Origin of the sequence: Bradyrhizobium sp. LjRoot220 (assembly GCF_964252915.1) — a bacterium.
GTDB lineage: Bacteria > Pseudomonadota > Alphaproteobacteria > Rhizobiales > Xanthobacteraceae > Bradyrhizobium.
The window spans coordinates 189,847-206,253 of sequence record NZ_CAXUPS020000004.1 but is presented as its reverse complement, the minus strand read 5'-3'; the positions used below and the strand labels follow the sequence as shown (position 1 = coordinate 206,253).

Here is a 16,407-nt window from a genome sequence, read left to right as displayed (position 1 = left end):
GGTTCGTAGGGGTACGGGCCGGCATAGGAATGACAAGGGCGCGTTGCGCATGATGTTTGGAATGCGAGTGCGGGGGGGCCTATTGGCCGCCTCGATCATGTTCGCCGTGCCGGTGGCTGCCGCGTTGGGGGCGGTGCTTGTTTCTGCGCCTGCTGCTGCCCAGACGGTGGCTTCGATCGCCGTGGAGGGGAATCGGCGGGTCGAAATCGAGACCATTCGCTCCTATTTCAAGCCGGGACCCGGCGGCCGCCTCGGGCAGGCCCAAATCGACGACGGCCTGAAAGCGCTGATCGAAACCGGCCTGTTCCAGGACGTGCGGATCAATCAGGCCGGCGGCCGGATCATCGTGGTCGTGGTCGAAAACCCGGTCATCGGGCGCATTGCCTTCGAAGGCAACAAGAAGGTCAAGGACGAGCAGCTCTCGGCCGAAATCCAGTCGAAGCCGCGCGGCACTTTCTCGCGCCCGGCGGTTCAGTCGGACGCCCAGCGTATTTCCGAGATCTATCGCCGCTCGGGCCGCTATGACGTGAGCGTCACCCCGGAAATCATCGAACAGCCGAACAACCGCGTCGACCTGATCTTCACCATCAGCGAGGGCGGCAAGACCGGCGTCAAGAACATCGAATTCATCGGCAACAAGTTTTATTCGTCCTACCGGCTGAAGGACGTCATCAAGACGCGCGAATCCAACCTCTTGAGCTTCCTCGGCGGCGCCGACGTCTACGATCCGGACCGGGTCGAGGCCGACCGTGACCTGATCCGTCGTTTCTATCTCAAGAACGGCTTTGCCGACGTGCAAGTAGTGGCCGCGCTGTCCGAATACGATCCGGAGCGCAAAGGCTTCCTGGTGACCTTCAAGATCGAGGAAGGGCAGCAATACCGCGTCGCCACCGTCGACTTCCAGACCAGCATCGGTTCGCTCGATGTGAACGCGTTGCGCAGCTTCTCGCGCGTCAACGTCGGGTCGCTCTACAACGCCGAGGCGCTCGAAAAGTCCGTCGAGGAAATGCAGATCGAAGCCTCGCGGCGCGGCTATGCCTTCGCCGTCGTGCGCCCGCGCGGCGATCGCAATTTCGAACAGCACACCGTGTCGATCGTGTTCACGGTCGATGAAGGTCCGCGAACCTATATCGAGCGCATCAATGTCCGCGGCAACACCAGGACCCGCGACTACGTGATCCGCCGCGAATTCGACCTGTCGGAAGGCGACGCTTACAATCGCGCGCTGGTCGATCGCGCCGAGCGCCGGCTGAAGAACCTCGACTTCTTCAAGACCGTGAAGATCATCACCGAGCCCGGGTCGTCCAGCGACCGCGTGATCCTGATCGTTGATCTGGAAGAGAAATCGACCGGCGACTTCTCGGTGTCGGGCGGCTATTCGACCACCGACGGCGCGCTCGCTGAAGTCAGTATTTCGGAACGCAACTTCCTCGGCCGCGGCCTGTACGCGAAGGCGTCGGTCACCTATGGCCAGTACGCGCGCGGCTACTCGCTGTCGTTCGTCGAACCCTATCTGCTCGACTATCGCGTCGCGCTCGGCCTCGATTTGTTCCAGCGCGAGCAGCTGGCCAACAGCTACATCTCGTACGGAACCAAGACGCTCGGCTTCAGCCCGCGGCTCGGCTTCACGCTGCGGGAAGATCTCGCGCTTCAGCTGCGCTATTCGATCTATCAGCAGGAAATCTCGCTGCCGAGCTCGTTGTCGAACTGTAACAACAATCCGAACAACGGGTTGCTGGCTTTCAACCCGTCGCCGGCTTTTGCGAATATTGTCGGCGCTCCCGCGGGGGGCTCCATAACGGCAGGTGGTCAAACCGCTACCGACACCTCTGGTGCCGGTCTGTGGTGCTACGGCGACGGCGAAGCTTCGCTGCCGGTCCGCAAGGAGCTGCAGAGTGGCAAGACCCTGACCTCGTCGGTCGGCTATTCGCTGAACTACAACACGCTGGATAACAACAAGAATCCGACCTCGGGCTTGCTGATCGACTGGAAGCAGGACTTCGCCGGCATCGGCGGCGACGTCTCCTACATCAAGTCTGCGATCGATGCGAAATACTACACGCCGCTGGTCGCCGACATCGTGGGTCTGCTCCGCTTCCAGGGCGGCATGCTCAACGAGGTCGGCAACAACCAGCTGCGTATGCTCGATCACTTCCAGATGGGCCCGAACCTGGTGCGCGGATTTGCGCCGAATGGCATCGGACCGCGTGACATCAACCCCTACGGTACGGGTGACGCGCTGGGTGGCACGAAATACTGGGGCGCCTCGGCGGAATTGCAGATGCCGTTCTGGTTCCTGCCGAAGGAAGTCGGACTCAAGGGCTCGATCTATGCTGACGCTGGCGGCCTGTTCGACTACAGGGGCACGACCGCGTGGGCGCAGACGGGTGAAGTCAACATTCCTGGTTGCGTGAGCCCCACGACAAATCCGACCACGCCGGGCACCTGCCTCGGATTGCAGTATGATGAAGGCAATGTGGTCCGTACCTCAGTCGGTGTCGGCTTGATCTGGGCGTCGCCATTCGGTCCGCTGCGCTTCGACTATGCGATCCCGATCACCAAGGGTAAGAATGACCGTGTGCAGGAATTCAAGTTCGGCGGCGGTACAACGTTCTAAATCCAGCAACCGGCCGGACTGCGACGGGTGGAATGGCGCAGCCGATGTTCTTCAAACAACCACCTTCGTCGACGCTGGCTGATCTTGCCGCGCTGACAAAGTCGGTATTGGTCGATCCCGTCAGGGGCGGCCACGCCATTCGGGGCCTCGCGTCGCTCGACGAGGCCGGCCCGATGCATTTGACGTTCTTCGACAACCTCAAATACGCCGACCAACTCGCCGTGACCAAGGCCGGTGCCTGCCTGGTCAGCCCGCGTTTCGAGGCGCAGGTCCCGCCTCATGTCGCGGTGCTGCGGGCCGCGCAGCCGTTCCACGCCTTCGTGCAGATCGCGCGCGCCTGGCACGAAGACGCGCTGCGTCCGCAGTCCTGGTTCGACAATGACGGCATTGCCCCGTCGGCCATCATCGACCCGTCGGCCCATCTGGAAGACGGCGTTATCGTCGATCCGCTCGCGGTGATCGGCCCCCGGGTCGAGATCGGCGCTGGAACGGTGATCGGCGCCGGGGCCGTGATCGGGGCCGACGTGCGGATCGGCCGGGACTGCAATGTCGGCACGCGCACCGCGATCCAGTTCTCGCTGATCGGCAACAATGTGCTGATCCATCCCGGCTGCAGCATCGGCCAGGACGGCTACGGCTTCATTTTCTTCGGTCCCGAGGGTCATCTGAAGGTGCCGCAGACCGGCCGCGTCCTGATCCAGAACAACGTCGAGATCGGCGCCAATACCACCATCGATCGCGGCAGCCTGCGCGATACCGTGATCGGCGAGGGCACCAAAATCGACAATCAGGTCCAGATCGGCCACAATGTGATCATCGGCCGGCACTGCCTGCTGGCGGCCCAGATCGGGCTCGCCGGCAGCCTGACGATCGGGGACAATGTCGCGCTGGGCGCCAAGGTGGGCATCAACAACCACCTCAAGATCGGCGACGGTGCCCAGGTCACCGCCATGAGCGGGGTCAAGGACGATATTCCGCCCAACGGGCGCTGGGGCGGTTTTTTTGCAAAGCCGACCAAGCAGTGGTTTAGGGAAATTCTTGCAGTGGAGCGACTGGTGCAGGGCACCGCCGCTCCGAAGAGCGAAGGGCGGGAGTGATGGAGGAGGCAGCGGTCAGGTTTGAACTCGTTGATATCAACGAGATCCTCAAGACGCTTCCGCATCGATTTCCGATGCTGCTGATCGACCGGGTGATCAAGATCCGGGCCGATTATTCGGGCATCGGCGTCAAGAACGTGACCTTCAACGAGCTGCCGTTTCTCGGGCATTTTCCGGAACGGCCGGTCTATCCCGGCGTGATGATGATCGAGGCCATGGCGCAAACCGCCGGCGTGATCGGCATCAAGTCGGTCGAAGGCACCGAGAAGCCGCGCGCGGTTTATTTTCTGACCATCGACAAGTGCAAATTCCGCAAACCGGTGATGCCCGGTGACACCATCGAGTACCACATGCGCTCAATCGGCCGCCGCAAGGCGATGTGGTGGTTTCACGGCGACGCCAAGGTCAATGGCGCCGTGGTCGCCGAGGCCGATGTCGGCGCGATGCTGACGGATTGATGACGGTTCGGAACTGGCGCGACCATCGCGCTTTGGGCCCGTCGCGGTCGAAATCTGCCCTCATTCGATGATTGACGGATTCGCGGCGCGTGGTGTCGCGCCCGCGAAACAGCGACTTTTGTTTGTGGCTAAAATCTGAAAATCCTGTGCCCAAACTGTTGTGCTCAACCTAAAATCGTGTCAGTAGGGCTGACGGTTTTTTTGGGGAATGGGGACATAGATGAGAATGAAGTTGGCCGCAGTTGCGGTGTTTGTTTCGACGACGGGTGCGATGGCGGCGGACTTGCCCCGCGCGGCGCCGGTACCGTATGCGAAGGCGCCGGTGCTGGCCGCCTATAACTGGACCGGCTTTTACGTCGGCGCGATGGGCGGCTACGGCTGGACGCAAAATGTGACCATTGCGGGCTTTACGGGCAACACGAACGAGATCAAGGGCGGATTCGGCGGTGGCACGATTGGCTACAATTGGCAGGCGCCAGGCAGCCAGTTCGTGTTCGGTATCGAGGCCGACGGCGCTTGGTCGGATGTCAAGTATCGCGAGACGATTCTGGGCGTGACGTTTGAAGACCGGATCAGGGCGTTCGGAAGTGTAACCGGCCGCGTCGGCTTCGCTGCGGATGCTGCGCTGATCTACCTCAAGGGAGGTTACGCTTTCGCCGACAATCGCATGTCCGTCACCACGGCCGTCGGCACGCTTTTTTCGGAAAGTCGCCTTCACTCGGGCTGGACCGTCGGTGGCGGCATCGAGTACGGCTTCACGCCGAACTGGTCGGCCAAGGCTGAGTATATGTACGCCAGCTATTCCACCGAAAATTACGTGACGGCTTTCGTGCCGGGCGGAATTAGCTTCGGTGCTGACGTTCACACCGCCAAATTCGGCATCAACTATCGCTTTGGCGGCGGCCCGGTCGTGGCACGTTACTGACATCGATATTGCGCGTTGAAAAAGCCCCGGCATGGTCCGGGGCTTTTTTTATGCGACGGTCAGTTGCCCGGCGGGGATACCGGCTTGGTCTCGCAATCATAGGGACCAGCTCTGACGTTGCGGTTGAAGAACTGCCCCATCGACGGCGCAACCATCAAGGCGTCGAACGTCTCGGCCGGCAGATCGCAGTACTGCTCGTAGGCTCCCTTGACCGCGGCGATCAGGTGGCGCTGCGCATGGTCGTAGCAGACACGCTGCACGATGCTGCTGCGGGTGATGTCGCGGCACTCGAAACCATTCAGATCGACGCGGCCGCGGCCGGCGACATCGATCGTTTCGGAAACCACCGGCGTGGCCAGCAGGTGCATGAAAATCGCGGCGGCGGCTCGGATCATGGCGTCACAAGGCTTGAAACATGCCGAGATCATACGTCACTGGACAGATCGGGCAAAGTCGCGCTAACCACCGGAAAACCCGACGATTTAGCCGCTTGCCTTGTGAACGAATGCCGGACCTGTCCTGATGAGTACGATCGATCCCACCGCGCGGATTGAAGACGGCGCTGAGATCGGCGAGGGCACCTTTATCGGCCCCTACTGCATCATCGGCCGCCACGTCGTGATCGGCGCCAATTGCAGGCTGATCGGCCATGTTCACATCACGGCGCAAACCCGGATCGGCGACGGCTGCACGATCTATCCGTTCGTCTCGCTCGGCACCCCGCCGCAATCGCTGAGCTACCGCGGCGAGCTGACAAAGCTCGAGATCGGGGCCGGCTGCACCATCCGCGAATCCGTCACCATGAACGCCGGCACGGTGGCGGGTGGCGGCGTCACGCGGGTCGGCGACCGCGGCTACTTCATGAACTGCAGCCATGTCGGCCATGATTGCCAGGTCGGCAATGACGTGATCTTCGCCACGTCAGCCACGCTCGGCGGCCATTGCGAGATCGGCGATTTCGTCTTCATCGGCGGGCTCTCGGCGGTGCATCAGTTCACCCGGATCGGGCCGCAGGTGATGGTCGGCGGCGTCTGCGGCGTGCGCGGCGACGTCATTCCGTTCGGTCTCGTCAACGGCCAGTATGCCAGCCTCGAAGGCCTCAACATCATCGGCATGAAGCGGCGCAAATTCACCAAGGAGCGGCTCACCACCGTGCGCGCGTTCTATCAAAAGCTGTTTCTCGGCCCCGGGATCTTTGCCGAACGGCTCAACGAAGTGCAACCGCTGGCGGCAAACGATCCGGCCATCGCGGAAATCCTCGCCTTCATCGGTGCAGGAAAACACCGCGCGCTGTGCCTGCCGGCCGACGACGCCCACAAATCCTGATGACGGGATCGCCGCAGCCATGATGTCAGCGGCCTCGGAAATCACTTCGCCGGTCGGCGTGATTGCGGGCGGTGGCGCGATGCCATTCGCGGTCGCGGACTCGCTTGCCGCCCGCGGCATCGCGCCGGTGCTGTTTGCGCTGCGCGGCGCCTGCGATCCGGTTCGGGTCGAGCGCTTCCGCCACCACTGGATTTCAGTCGGACAGATCGGCCGGGCGAAAAAACTGTTTCGCAGCGAAGGCTGCCGCGATTTGATCTTCATCGGCACGCTGATGCGCCCGGCATTGTCGGAGATCAGGCTGGACTGGGAGACGGTCCGCGTCATCGGCCGCATCTGGCGGGCGTTTCGCGGCGGCGACGACCATCTGCTGTCGGGAATCGGCCGCATCCTCGAGCAGGACGGCTTTCGGATGGTCGGTATCCGGGATGTCGCGCCCGACGTCCTGATGCCCGAGGGATGCATTAGCCGCGCAACGCCCGATCCGGCCGACACCGCCGACATCGAAAAGGGGCGGCAAGTGTTGCGGGCGCTCAGTCCGTTCGACATCGGCCAGGCCGTCGTGGTGATCGACGGTCACGTGGTGGCGGTGGAAGACATCGAAGGCACCGACGGGCTGCTGGCGCGCGTGGCGCGCTTGCGCAGCGAGGGCCGCATCCGCGCCAGCACAGGCCGCGGCGTGCTGGTCAAGGCGCCCAAGACCAGCCAGGATTTGCGCTTCGACCTGCCGACGGTGGGAGCCACGACCGTCGAAGGCGCGGCCAGGGCGGGCCTTGCCGGCATCGCCATCATCGCCGGACACACCATCGCCGCGGACCCACAAGCCATGATCGAGGCCGCCGACCGGGCCGGCCTCTTCATCCGGGGGCTGCCGGCATGATGCCGCCGCGTACGACCACCGAGATGGTGCGCAAGATCGTCCTGATTGCGACGGAGGAATCCGGCGATCGCCTCGGCGCCAATCTCATGAAAGTGTTGCGCCAGCGCCTTGGTGACGCGGTGCGGTTCGAAGGGGTCGGCGGCCGCGCGATGGCGCGCGAAGGCCTGACGTCGTGGTTTCCGATCGAGGAGCTCTCGATCATCGGCCTTGCCGCCGTCGTCAGGCAGTTGCCGAAGATCCTGCGGCTGATCAAGCAGACCGCCGCCGCGGTGACCGAAGCTGCGCCCGACATTCTCGTCATCGTCGACAGCCCCGATTTCACCCACCGCGTGGCGAAGCGTGTCCGCGCCAGCGATCCCGGGATTCCGATCGTCGACTATGTCTCGCCCTCGGTCTGGGCGTGGCGGCCCGGCCGTGCCCGCGCGATGCTGACTTACGTCGATCACGTGCTGGCCCTGCTGCCGTTCGAACCGGAGGCCTATCAACGGCTGCGCGGGCCGCCCTGCAGCTATGTCGGCCATCCCCTCATCGAACAGCTCGCCTCGTTGCGGCCCGACCTTTCGGAGCGGCAGCGGCGGGACGCTCCGCCGCCGGTGCTGCTGGTGCTGCCGGGAAGCCGTCGCAGCGAGATCCGCCACCACATGGCGGTGTTCGGCGAGGCGCTGGGACGGCTCAATGAAGCGCGCGTGGCGTTCGAGCTGATCCTGCCGACCATGCCGCACCTGCAAGAGGCGGTCGCGGAAGCGTTGAAGACGTGGCAGGTCGCGCCCCGCGTGGTGATCGGCGAGCAGGAGAAGCGGGCCGCGTTCCGGATCGCACATGCAGCGCTGGCGAAATCCGGCACCGTGACGCTGGAGCTTGCGCTTGCCGGCGTGCCGATGGTGACGGCGTACCGGACCGGTTCGATGGAAGCCTGGATATTGCGGCGGGCGATCAAGGTGAACTCGGTGATCCTGGCCAACCTCGTGATCGGCGAAAATGTCGTTCCCGAATTCTTGCAGGAGGATTGCTCGCCGGAAAAGCTGTCGCAGGCGCTGCGCGAGATACTCGGCGAGTCCCCGCTGCGTCGGAAGCAGCTTGAGGCGTTCGCGAAAATCGACCGGATCATGTCGACCGGCAACACGCCGCCGAGCGCCCGCGCCGCCGATATCGTGCTCGCGACGATTCGGAAGGCGCGGCGGTAGAGCCTGTAGCATGGGTAGAGCCTCCTGCGAAACCCATCGTCTGAGCAACGTACTCCCGGCGTCATTGCCTGGGACAAACGCGAAGCGTTTGCGCAAGGGAGCGAGCGACGGCTTGCCCGCCGTAGCTCATGAGCGAAGGCGGAAGCAATCCATTCCTTCTTTGCGCGGCGCGATGGATTGCTTCGCTTCGCTCGCAATGACGTGGATGGGTCGGAGTAGCCCTACAAGAAAAAGCCGGATGCTGTGACCGCACCCGGCTTTCTCTGGTCTCGTATGCGTGGCGCCCTTACTTGCGCTTGCCCATGTCGACATAATCGCGGCGGGCGACGCCGGTGTAGAGCTGGCGCGGACGGCCGATCTTTTGCTGCGGGTCCTCGATCATCTCGCTCCACTGGCTGATCCAGCCGACGGTGCGGGCGACCGCGAACAGCACGGTGAACATCGAGGTCGGGAAGCCCATCGCCTTCAGTGTGATGCCCGAATAGAAGTCGACGTTCGGGTAGAGCTTGCGGTCGATGAAGTAGGGATCGCTGAGCGCGATCTTTTCCAGCTCCATCGCCACCTTCAGCATCGGGTCATCGCCGTGGCCGGTCTCGGCCAGCACCGCGTGACACATCTTCTGCATGATCTTGGCGCGCGGATCGTAGTTCTTGTAGACGCGGTGGCCAAAGCCCATCAGGCGGACTTCGCTGTTCTTGTCCTTCACCTTGGCGATGAATTCGGGGATCTTGTCGACCGAGCCGATGTCGGCCAGCATTGCCAGCGCGGCTTCGTTGGCGCCGCCATGCGCCGGTCCCCACAGGCAGGCGATGCCGGCGGCGATACAGGCGAACGGATTGGCGCCGGAGGAGCCGGCGATACGCACCGTCGAGGTCGAGGCGTTCTGCTCGTGGTCGGCGTGCAGGATGAAGATCTTGTCGAGTGCGTCAGCCAGCACCGGGTTGATCTTGTAGTCCTCGCAGGGCACCGCAAAGCACATGTTGAGGAAGTTCTCGGCAAAGGTGAGCGAGTTCTTCGGATAAACGAACGGCTGGCCGACGGTGTATTTGAAGGCCATCGCGGCCAGCGTCGGAACCTTGGCGATCATGCGCATCGAGGCGATCATGCGCTGCTTCGGATCGTTGATGTCGGTCGAGTCGTGATAGAACGCGGCCAGCGCGCCGACGGCGGCGACCATGATCGCCATCGGATGGGCGTCGCGGCGAAAACCCTGGAAGAAGCGGGCCATCTGCTCGTGAACCATGGTGTGATGGATCACGCGGTGGTCGAAATCTTCCTTCTGCGCCTTGGTGGGAAGTTCCCCGTACAGCAGGAGATAGCAGGTCTCGAGGAAATCACCCTTTTCGGCGAGCTGCTCGATCGGATAGCCGCGGTATTCAAGGATGCCGGCGTCGCCGTCGATATAGGTGATCTTGGACTGGCAGCTGCCGGTGGAGGTGAAGCCGGGGTCGTAGGTGAACATCCCGGCTTGGCCGTAGAGCTTGGCGATGTCGATGACATCGGGCCCCACCGTGCCGCTCAGGATCGGGAAGTCGTAGGTCTTGTTACCTACGGTTAGCGTTGCGGTTTTGTTGCTGGATTTTGCGTCCATCGCGAAGTCCCCGATGAAATCGTTGCGAAAACCGGGCTGACCCGATGCCGTTCTTTGGCAGATAACAGGGCAGGCCGGATTGTCTAGAAGGCGGCTTCAAAATGCGTAGCTTATTGCCCTGTGCACTGCAAGATGGCCGGATGGAGGGGCTAGGCTGCAGCCTGATCGGCGAGCCGGGCCAAGCATTGGTCCCGCCCCAGCACCGCCAGGACGTCAAAGATTCCGGGTGAGGTCGTCCGCCCGGTCAGCGCCACCCGCAGCGGCTGGGCGACGGCGCCCAGCTTGAGGTTATTCTGTTCCGCGAAATTCCGCATGGCCGCCTCGGTGGTCTCCGAGCCCCAATCGGTAACGGCTTCCAGCGCTGTTCGCAGCTTGCCGATCAGTTCACGGGTTTCCGGCGTCAGCATGGCCGCCGCTTTCGGCTCGAGCTCGAGCGGACGGTCGGCAAAGATGAAATAGGAGCCGGCGATCAGTTCGAGCAGCGTCTTGGCGCGCTCCTTCAGGCTCGGCATCGCCCGCAGCAATTGCGCCCGCGTGGTGTCGTTCAGCTTGGCTTTCAGTTCAGCCCCGTCGGGGATGTGATCCAGTAACTGCTCGAACATGGTCACGAGCGCTTGATCGTCGGCCTGGCGGATGTAGTGGCCGTTGAGGCTTTCGAGCTTGGCGAAATCGAACCGCGCCGCCGAACGCCCGATGGCGGGCAGATCGAACGCGTCGATCATCTCCTGCGTCGAGAAGATCTCCTGGTCGCCATGACCCCAGCCGAGCCGCACCAGATAGTTGCGCAGCGCCTCCGGCAGATAGCCCATCGCGCGATAGGCCTCGACCCCGAGAGCGCCGTGGCGCTTCGAGAGCTTGGCGCCGTCAGGCCCGTGGATCAGCGGGATATGGGACATGTTCGGAATGTCCCATTCCAGCGCGTCGTAGATCTGCTTCTGGCGCGCGGCGTTGATCAGATGGTCGTCGCCGCGGATCACATGGGTGATGCCCATGTCGTGGTCGTCGACCACAACGGCCAGCATATAGGTCGGGTTGCCGTCGCCGCGCAGCAGCACGAGATCGTCGAGGTTCTCGTTCTGCCAGACCACGCGGCCCTGCACCTGATCCTCGATCACGGTCTCGCCTATCTGGGGCGCCTTGAGGCGGATGGTGGGCTTGATGCCGGCCAGGGCCTCCGACGGGTCACGGTCCCGCCACAGGCCGTCATAGAGGCGGGTGCGGCCTTCGGCGCGCGCCTTCTCCCGCATCGCCGTCAGTTCCTCGGCCGTCGCGTAGCAGCGATAGGCCCGGCCGCTGGCGAGCAGGGATTCCGCGACTTCGCGGTGGCGGGCGGCGCGGGTGAACTGGTAGACGACCTCGCCATCCCAATCGAGTTCGAGCCATTTCAAGCCGTCCAGGATCGCGGCAATGGCCGGTTCGGTCGACCGCTCGCGGTCGGTGTCCTCGATCCGCAGCAGCATCTTGCCGCCGTGCTTCCTGGCGTAGAGCCAATTGAACAGCGCGGTCCGGGCGCCCCCGATGTGGAGGAAGCCGGTCGGCGAGGGGGCAAAGCGGGTGACGACGGAATCGGTCATGATTGGGGCAGGCCTATGCTTGAACGGCCGTGGTGTATAGCAGGAGTGTGCATAACTAAAGTCTCGCCATCAAAGTCCCGCCATGGGTGACGCTTCGGGCACAGCAGGCTTGGCGGGCCGGGGCGAATTTGGCAGAAGGGCCGCTTATCAGAGCGGGAACAATTGATGACCACCACAGAACCGGCAGCGGCAGAGGCAGGGCGCGATTTCATCCGCGACATCGTGCAGGCCGACCTCGACTCCGGCAAGCACAGCCGGATCGTGACCCGTTTTCCGCCGGAGCCGAACGGCTATCTGCATATCGGCCATGCCAAGTCGATTGCCCTTAATTTCGGCATCGCGCAGGAGTTCGGCGGCAAATGCCACCTGCGCTTCGACGACACCAATCCGACCAAAGAAGAGCAGGAATATATCGATTCCATCCAGGCCGACGTGCACTGGCTCGGCTATGACTGGGGAACCGATCTCTATTACGCCTCTGACTATTTCGAGCGGCTCTACGAGTGGGCGGAAGGCCTGATCAAGGCCGGCCACGCCTATGTCGACGACCAGTCGCAGGAGGAAATCCGCGTCAGCCGCGGCACGCTGACGGAACCCGGCAAGAACAGCCCGTTCCGCGACCGCCCGGTGGACGAGAACCTCGATCTGTTTCGCCGCATGAAGGCCGGCGAATTCCCGAACGGCACGCGCGTTCTCCGCGCCAAGATCGACATGGCTTCCGGCAACATCAATCTGCGCGATCCGGTACTCTATCGGATCCTGCATGCCGAGCATCCGCGCACCGGCACTAAATGGTCGATCTATCCGAGCTACGACTATGCTCACGGCCAGTCGGACGCCATCGAAGGCATCACCCATTCGATCTGCACGCTGGAATTCGAGGATCACCGGCCGCTCTATGAATGGCTGCTCGACAAACTGCCGGTGCCGTCAAAGCCGCGGCAGTATGAAATGGCCCGGCTCAACATCACCTACACGCTGCTGTCGAAGCGGGTGCTGACGCAGCTGGTGCGCGACGGCCATGTCGCCGGCTGGGACGATCCGCGGATGCCGACCATCGCCGGCCTGAAGCGGCGCGGCGTGCCGCCGGCGGCGGTGCGCGAATTCGTCAAGCGCATCGGTGTGGCGAAAGCCAACAGCGTCGTCGACGTCGGCATGCTGGAATTCTGTATCCGCGAATTGCTCAACAAGACGGCCGAGCGCCGCATGGCGGTGCTGCGGCCGCTCAAGGTCGTGATCGAGAATTATCCGGAAGGCCAGGTCGAGGAGCTCGAGGCCGTCAACCATCCCGACAATCCTGACGCCGGCACCCGCCGCATCGCGTTCGGCCGCGAGCTCTACATCGAGCAGGACGATTTCATGGAGAACCCGCCGAAGAAGTTCTTCCGGCTGTCGCCGGGCAATGAAGTGCGACTGCGCTACGCTTATTTCATCAAGTGCACCGGCGTCATCAAGAACGACGCCGGCGAGGTGGTCGAGCTGCGCTGCACCTACGACCCCGCGACCAAGGGCGGCAACGCGCCTGATGGCCGCAAGGTCAAGGCCACCATGCACTGGCTGTCGGCGGCGCAGTCGAGGCCCGCGGAAATCCGCGTCTACAACCAGCTATTCGCCAGGCCGAGCCCCGACGCCGGCAATTTCGCTGCCGACATCAATCCACAGTCGCTGGAAGTGCTCGCGGACTCGCGCGTCGAAGTGAGCGTCGTCGAAAGCAATTCGAACGAGGTGATGCAGTTCGAACGCCAGGGCTATTTCGTGCGTGACAAGGATTCGACGCCGGACAAACCAGTGTTCAACCGCACCATCGGCCTGCGCGATACCTTTGCCAAGGAAGTCGCCAAGGGCTGAGAAGGCTGAGCCCGCTTTCACGACGATTGGACTAACCGATGGGCAGCGCGGCCGACGACATCGCATCCGGCATCATGGGCAAATGGGCCGCGGCTTTCAGCAGACTGGACGCCGACGCGCTGGCGTCGCTCTATTCGAGGCATGCGCTGTTCTTCGGATCGAACCCAAAGCTCTATCGCGGACGGGACGGCGTCACTGCTTACTTCAGGGGATTGCCGCGGTGGCGGACATCATCAGTTCAATTCAGCGACGTCGTGGCCGAGCACGCCGGCGCCGATCTGGTCAACGTCGCGGGCACCGCATCGTTCGACACGGATGAAGGCGGCGTGAAGTTGTCGGTCAAGATCACCTGGGTGATCGTGCGCGAAGACGGCGACTGGAAGATCGTCAGCCATCATGTGTCGTCGAAGACGCCGCTGATCGCGCAGTAGGCCGCGGCGCTCCATCGCTAGATGTCGTAATACAAATGGAACTCGTATGGATGAGGGCGCAGCCGGATCGGATCGATCTCTTTCTTGCGCTTGTAGTCGAGCCAGGTCTCGATCACGTCGCCGGTGAACACGTCGCCGCGGAGCAGGAAGGCGTGATCGCGCTCGAGCGCGTCAAGCGCCTGATCCAGCGATCCGGGTGTCGACTTCACGTCCTTCGCCTCGGCGGGCGGCAGGTCATAAAGGTTCTTGTCGATCGGGCTGCCCGGATCGATCCGGTTGTTGATGCCGTCGAGACCGGCCATCAGCATCGCGGCAAAGGCCAGATAGGGATTGCAGGAGGGATCCGGCGAGCGAAACTCGACGCGCTTTGCCCGCGGGTTCGGCGAATACATCGGAATCCTGCAACAGGCTGAGCGGTTGCGCTGGGAATAGACCAGGTTGATCGGAGCCTCGTAGCCCGGCACCAGGCGCCGATAGGAGTTCGTGGTGGGAGCGCAAAGCCCGCACAACGCCCAGGCGTGGGTCAACAGACCGCCAATGTAGTAGCGGCCGAGCTGGCTCAACTCGGCATAGTCGCCCTTTTCGTAGAACAGATTGGTCTCGCCCTTCCACAGGGACTGGTGAACGTGCATCCCCGAGGCGTTGTCCTCGAACAGCGGCTTCGGCATGAACGTTGCGGTCATGCCGTGCTCGCGGGCGGTGTTCTTCACCACGTATTTGTACATCATCAGATTGTCCGCCATGCGGGTGAGGGTGGTGAAACGCATGTCGATTTCGTTCTGGCCGCCGGTCGCGACTTCATGGTGATGGGCTTCGATCCGGATGCCCAGCTGTTCCATCGTCAGCACCATTTCGGTGCGGAGAGCCTGCATGCTGTCGGTCGGGGGAACGGGAAAATATCCCTCCTTGGGGCGCGGCTTGTGGCCCAGATTTGGCGTTTCCTCCTTGCCCGTGTTCCAGCTGCCTTCGCTGGAATCGATTTCGTGGAAGGCGAAATTGATGCCCTGTCCGTAGCGCACGTCGTCGAACACGAAGAACTCCGCCTCAGGGCCGAAATAGCTCGTATCGGCGAGGCCGCCGCCCTTCAGGTTGGTTTCGGCCTTCTGGGCGATGTAGCGGGCGTCGCGGCTATAGGATTGACCGGTCACGGGGTCCCGGATGTTGCAGATCAGGACCAGGGTCGATGCAGGGGAATACGGATCGAGGAAGGCCGTAGTCGGGTCCGGCACGACCAGCATGTCGCTTTCCTGGATCTCCTGGAAGCCGCGAATGGATGAACCGTCGAATCCAATGCCTTCGCTGAGAGCATCGATACTCGCTGCACCCGGCGGGACGGAAAAATGCTGCCACACCCCAGGCAAGTCGGTGAAGCGCAGATCGATCATCTGCACCTTCTCGTCTTTGATCGCCTTCACGAGATCTTCGGCTGTCGCACACTTCGGAAACATGGCTTCGCTCCTGTTATGGAGAGCCGCATCTTGGACATCGCGCTGCCGTTCAGCCGCGGCGAAGCGGCTTGCGACGGTCCAGGCCCACGTTCTGCGTTGCCGCGCCGGTAGCCTCAGCTCTGGTGGGGCCCGCGCATGATCTTCATCGCATCTTCGATATGCCGCCAGGTTCTGGCCAGTTCGACCTCGCCTTTTGCCTCGAGTTCGATGGCGTTCTGGGCGGCTTCCGCAATGGCCTTGGCACCATGTGCTTCCAGTAACTGCCGCGCATAGTCGCGGATTTCGATTTCTCGCATGGCGTCATGCTCCTCTCGTTCTGAGCGCAACCGTGAATTCCAGTCGAACTGAGAGCCGTAGACGTTGACACCTGGTCAAGCGCACCCAGTGTGCATCCTGCTGCGGCGCACTTGCAAGAGCGCTTTCCGGGCGGTGGGCTGCCGGGATTGGATGGTGGCTCCGGGGGCAATAGCAGCGGCAACACAACGCAGGCTGGACGGATACGCTTTGAGTGCCGCACCACCATATCCATGGGAGAGGGAGGTGAGCATTATGCGTATTCAACACTGGCAGGACGTTGCCAGCCTGGTGGTGGGCGCGTGGCTGGTCGTTTCGCCGTTTGCCCTGGGTATGTCCGGGGTAGCCGTCTGGCTAACCATCGCGCTCGGGTTGGGCGTCATCCTGTTTGCCGTCGAGGCCTTCATCATTCCGTCCTATCTGGAGGAATGGGGAGAGATGCTTCTGGGTCTGGCGCTCGTGGTAGCACCGTGGACGGTCGGCTACGAGCCGGGCGCAGCTACGGTGAACAGCGTGTTGTCGGGCCTACTGGTGATCCTGTTTGCTGCCTGGGAGCTGATGACGGATCGTGATTTCAGCACCTGGTGGCACGATCGCTGGCATCACGGCGCCGGCTGAGGACGAGGGAGTTAGTCGCCCCGTCGGCCCGACCACTATCGGGTAGCGGTCGGAGCGTCGGGCGTTGACTTGAGCATGATCTGGACAACAAGGCCCGCGTCAGTGCAAGGTGGCAGCGG

Annotated in this window: 15 protein-coding genes; 10 read left to right on the top strand and 5 right to left on the bottom strand. The window is 62.8% G+C overall.

Annotated features, from left to right (window positions below; translation table 11 throughout):
- Window positions 1-49: 49 nt before the first annotated feature.
- The 4 genes from bamA to ACSQ84_RS19310 all read left to right on the top strand — a co-directional run bounded on the left by bamA (window position 50) and on the right by ACSQ84_RS19310 (window position 5,097).
- Window positions 50-2,617 carry an outer membrane protein assembly factor BamA gene (gene bamA / locus ACSQ84_RS19325; protein WP_436213308.1) on the top strand — a complete coding sequence of 856 codons (2,568 nt, stop codon included), beginning with the start codon at window positions 50-52 and terminating at the stop codon, window positions 2,615-2,617.
- A 32-nt stretch (window positions 2,618-2,649) separates the two neighbouring features.
- Window positions 2,650-3,714 (top strand): UDP-3-O-(3-hydroxymyristoyl)glucosamine N-acyltransferase, encoded by a 1,065-nt coding sequence (gene lpxD / locus ACSQ84_RS19320; RefSeq protein WP_436213307.1) that lies wholly within the window; start codon window positions 2,650-2,652, stop codon window positions 3,712-3,714.
- Window positions 3,714-4,172, top strand: coding sequence for a 3-hydroxyacyl-ACP dehydratase FabZ (fabZ, locus tag ACSQ84_RS19315; protein ID WP_436213306.1), 459 nt, complete (start codon window positions 3,714-3,716; stop codon window positions 4,170-4,172). Before lpxD ends, fabZ begins: the two co-directional genes overlap by 1 nt.
- Before the next feature lie 220 nt (window positions 4,173-4,392).
- Window positions 4,393-5,097, top strand: a complete 705-nt coding sequence (locus ACSQ84_RS19310; protein ID WP_436213305.1) for an outer membrane protein — start codon at window positions 4,393-4,395, stop codon at window positions 5,095-5,097.
- Between the two features lie 59 nt (window positions 5,098-5,156).
- Here ACSQ84_RS19310 and ACSQ84_RS19305 read toward each other — a convergent pair whose 3' ends face one another.
- The gene (locus tag ACSQ84_RS19305; RefSeq protein ID WP_436213304.1) at window positions 5,157-5,492 is read right to left on the bottom strand and encodes a KTSC domain-containing protein; all 336 of its coding nucleotides are present in this window, start codon (window positions 5,490-5,492) and stop codon (window positions 5,157-5,159) included.
- Between the two features lie 127 nt (window positions 5,493-5,619).
- Between ACSQ84_RS19305 and lpxA the strand changes: the two genes are divergently transcribed.
- The 3 genes from lpxA to lpxB are packed head-to-tail and all read left to right on the top strand — an operon-like array spanning window position 5,620 to window position 8,484.
- On the top strand, window positions 5,620-6,423 hold the full coding sequence (lpxA, locus tag ACSQ84_RS19300) for an acyl-ACP--UDP-N-acetylglucosamine O-acyltransferase (RefSeq protein WP_436213303.1): 804 nt from the start codon (window positions 5,620-5,622) through the stop codon (window positions 6,421-6,423).
- 19 nt (window positions 6,424-6,442) lie between these two features.
- The gene (locus ACSQ84_RS19295; RefSeq protein ID WP_436213302.1) at window positions 6,443-7,300 is read left to right on the top strand and encodes an LpxI family protein; all 858 of its coding nucleotides are present in this window, start codon (window positions 6,443-6,445) and stop codon (window positions 7,298-7,300) included.
- Window positions 7,297-8,484 carry a lipid-A-disaccharide synthase gene (gene lpxB / locus ACSQ84_RS19290; protein WP_436213301.1) on the top strand — a complete coding sequence of 396 codons (1,188 nt, stop codon included), beginning with the start codon at window positions 7,297-7,299 and terminating at the stop codon, window positions 8,482-8,484. Before ACSQ84_RS19295 ends, lpxB begins: the two co-directional genes overlap by 4 nt.
- Window positions 8,485-8,770: 286 nt before the next feature.
- On the opposite strand, the gene gltA is transcribed toward lpxB, so the two are convergent.
- Together gltA and gltX are read right to left on the bottom strand one after the other, a co-directional pair.
- Window positions 8,771-10,075 carry a citrate synthase gene (gltA, locus tag ACSQ84_RS19285; protein WP_436213300.1) on the bottom strand — a complete coding sequence of 435 codons (1,305 nt, stop codon included), beginning with the start codon at window positions 10,073-10,075 and terminating at the stop codon, window positions 8,771-8,773.
- 149 nt (window positions 10,076-10,224) lie between these two features.
- The gene (gene gltX, locus ACSQ84_RS19280; protein ID WP_436213299.1) at window positions 10,225-11,649 is read right to left on the bottom strand and encodes a glutamate--tRNA ligase; all 1,425 of its coding nucleotides are present in this window, start codon (window positions 11,647-11,649) and stop codon (window positions 10,225-10,227) included.
- Between the two features lie 165 nt (window positions 11,650-11,814).
- Here gltX and ACSQ84_RS19275 point away from each other — a divergent pair, with 165 nt between their 5' ends.
- Both ACSQ84_RS19275 and ACSQ84_RS19270 read left to right on the top strand, forming a co-directional pair.
- Entirely contained in the window at window positions 11,815-13,497 is a 1,683-nt protein-coding gene (locus ACSQ84_RS19275) for a glutamine--tRNA ligase/YqeY domain fusion protein (protein ID WP_436213298.1), read from the top strand.
- A 38-nt stretch (window positions 13,498-13,535) separates the two neighbouring features.
- Window positions 13,536-13,928, top strand: coding sequence for a YybH family protein (locus ACSQ84_RS19270; protein ID WP_436213297.1), 393 nt, complete (start codon window positions 13,536-13,538; stop codon window positions 13,926-13,928).
- A 17-nt stretch (window positions 13,929-13,945) separates the two neighbouring features.
- Here ACSQ84_RS19270 and glnA read toward each other — a convergent pair whose 3' ends face one another.
- Both glnA and ACSQ84_RS19260 read right to left on the bottom strand, forming a co-directional pair.
- Window positions 13,946-15,376, bottom strand: a complete 1,431-nt coding sequence (glnA, locus tag ACSQ84_RS19265) for a type I glutamate--ammonia ligase (RefSeq protein WP_436213296.1) — start codon at window positions 15,374-15,376, stop codon at window positions 13,946-13,948.
- Window positions 15,377-15,489: 113 nt separating this feature from the next.
- Window positions 15,490-15,672 (bottom strand): hypothetical protein, encoded by a 183-nt coding sequence (locus ACSQ84_RS19260; protein WP_436213295.1) that lies wholly within the window; start codon window positions 15,670-15,672, stop codon window positions 15,490-15,492.
- A gap of 253 nt (window positions 15,673-15,925) precedes the next feature.
- Here ACSQ84_RS19260 and ACSQ84_RS19255 point away from each other — a divergent pair, with 253 nt between their 5' ends.
- Window positions 15,926-16,288, top strand: a complete 363-nt coding sequence (locus tag ACSQ84_RS19255) for an SPW repeat protein (protein ID WP_436213651.1) — start codon at window positions 15,926-15,928, stop codon at window positions 16,286-16,288.
- Window positions 16,289-16,407 lie beyond the last annotated feature (119 nt).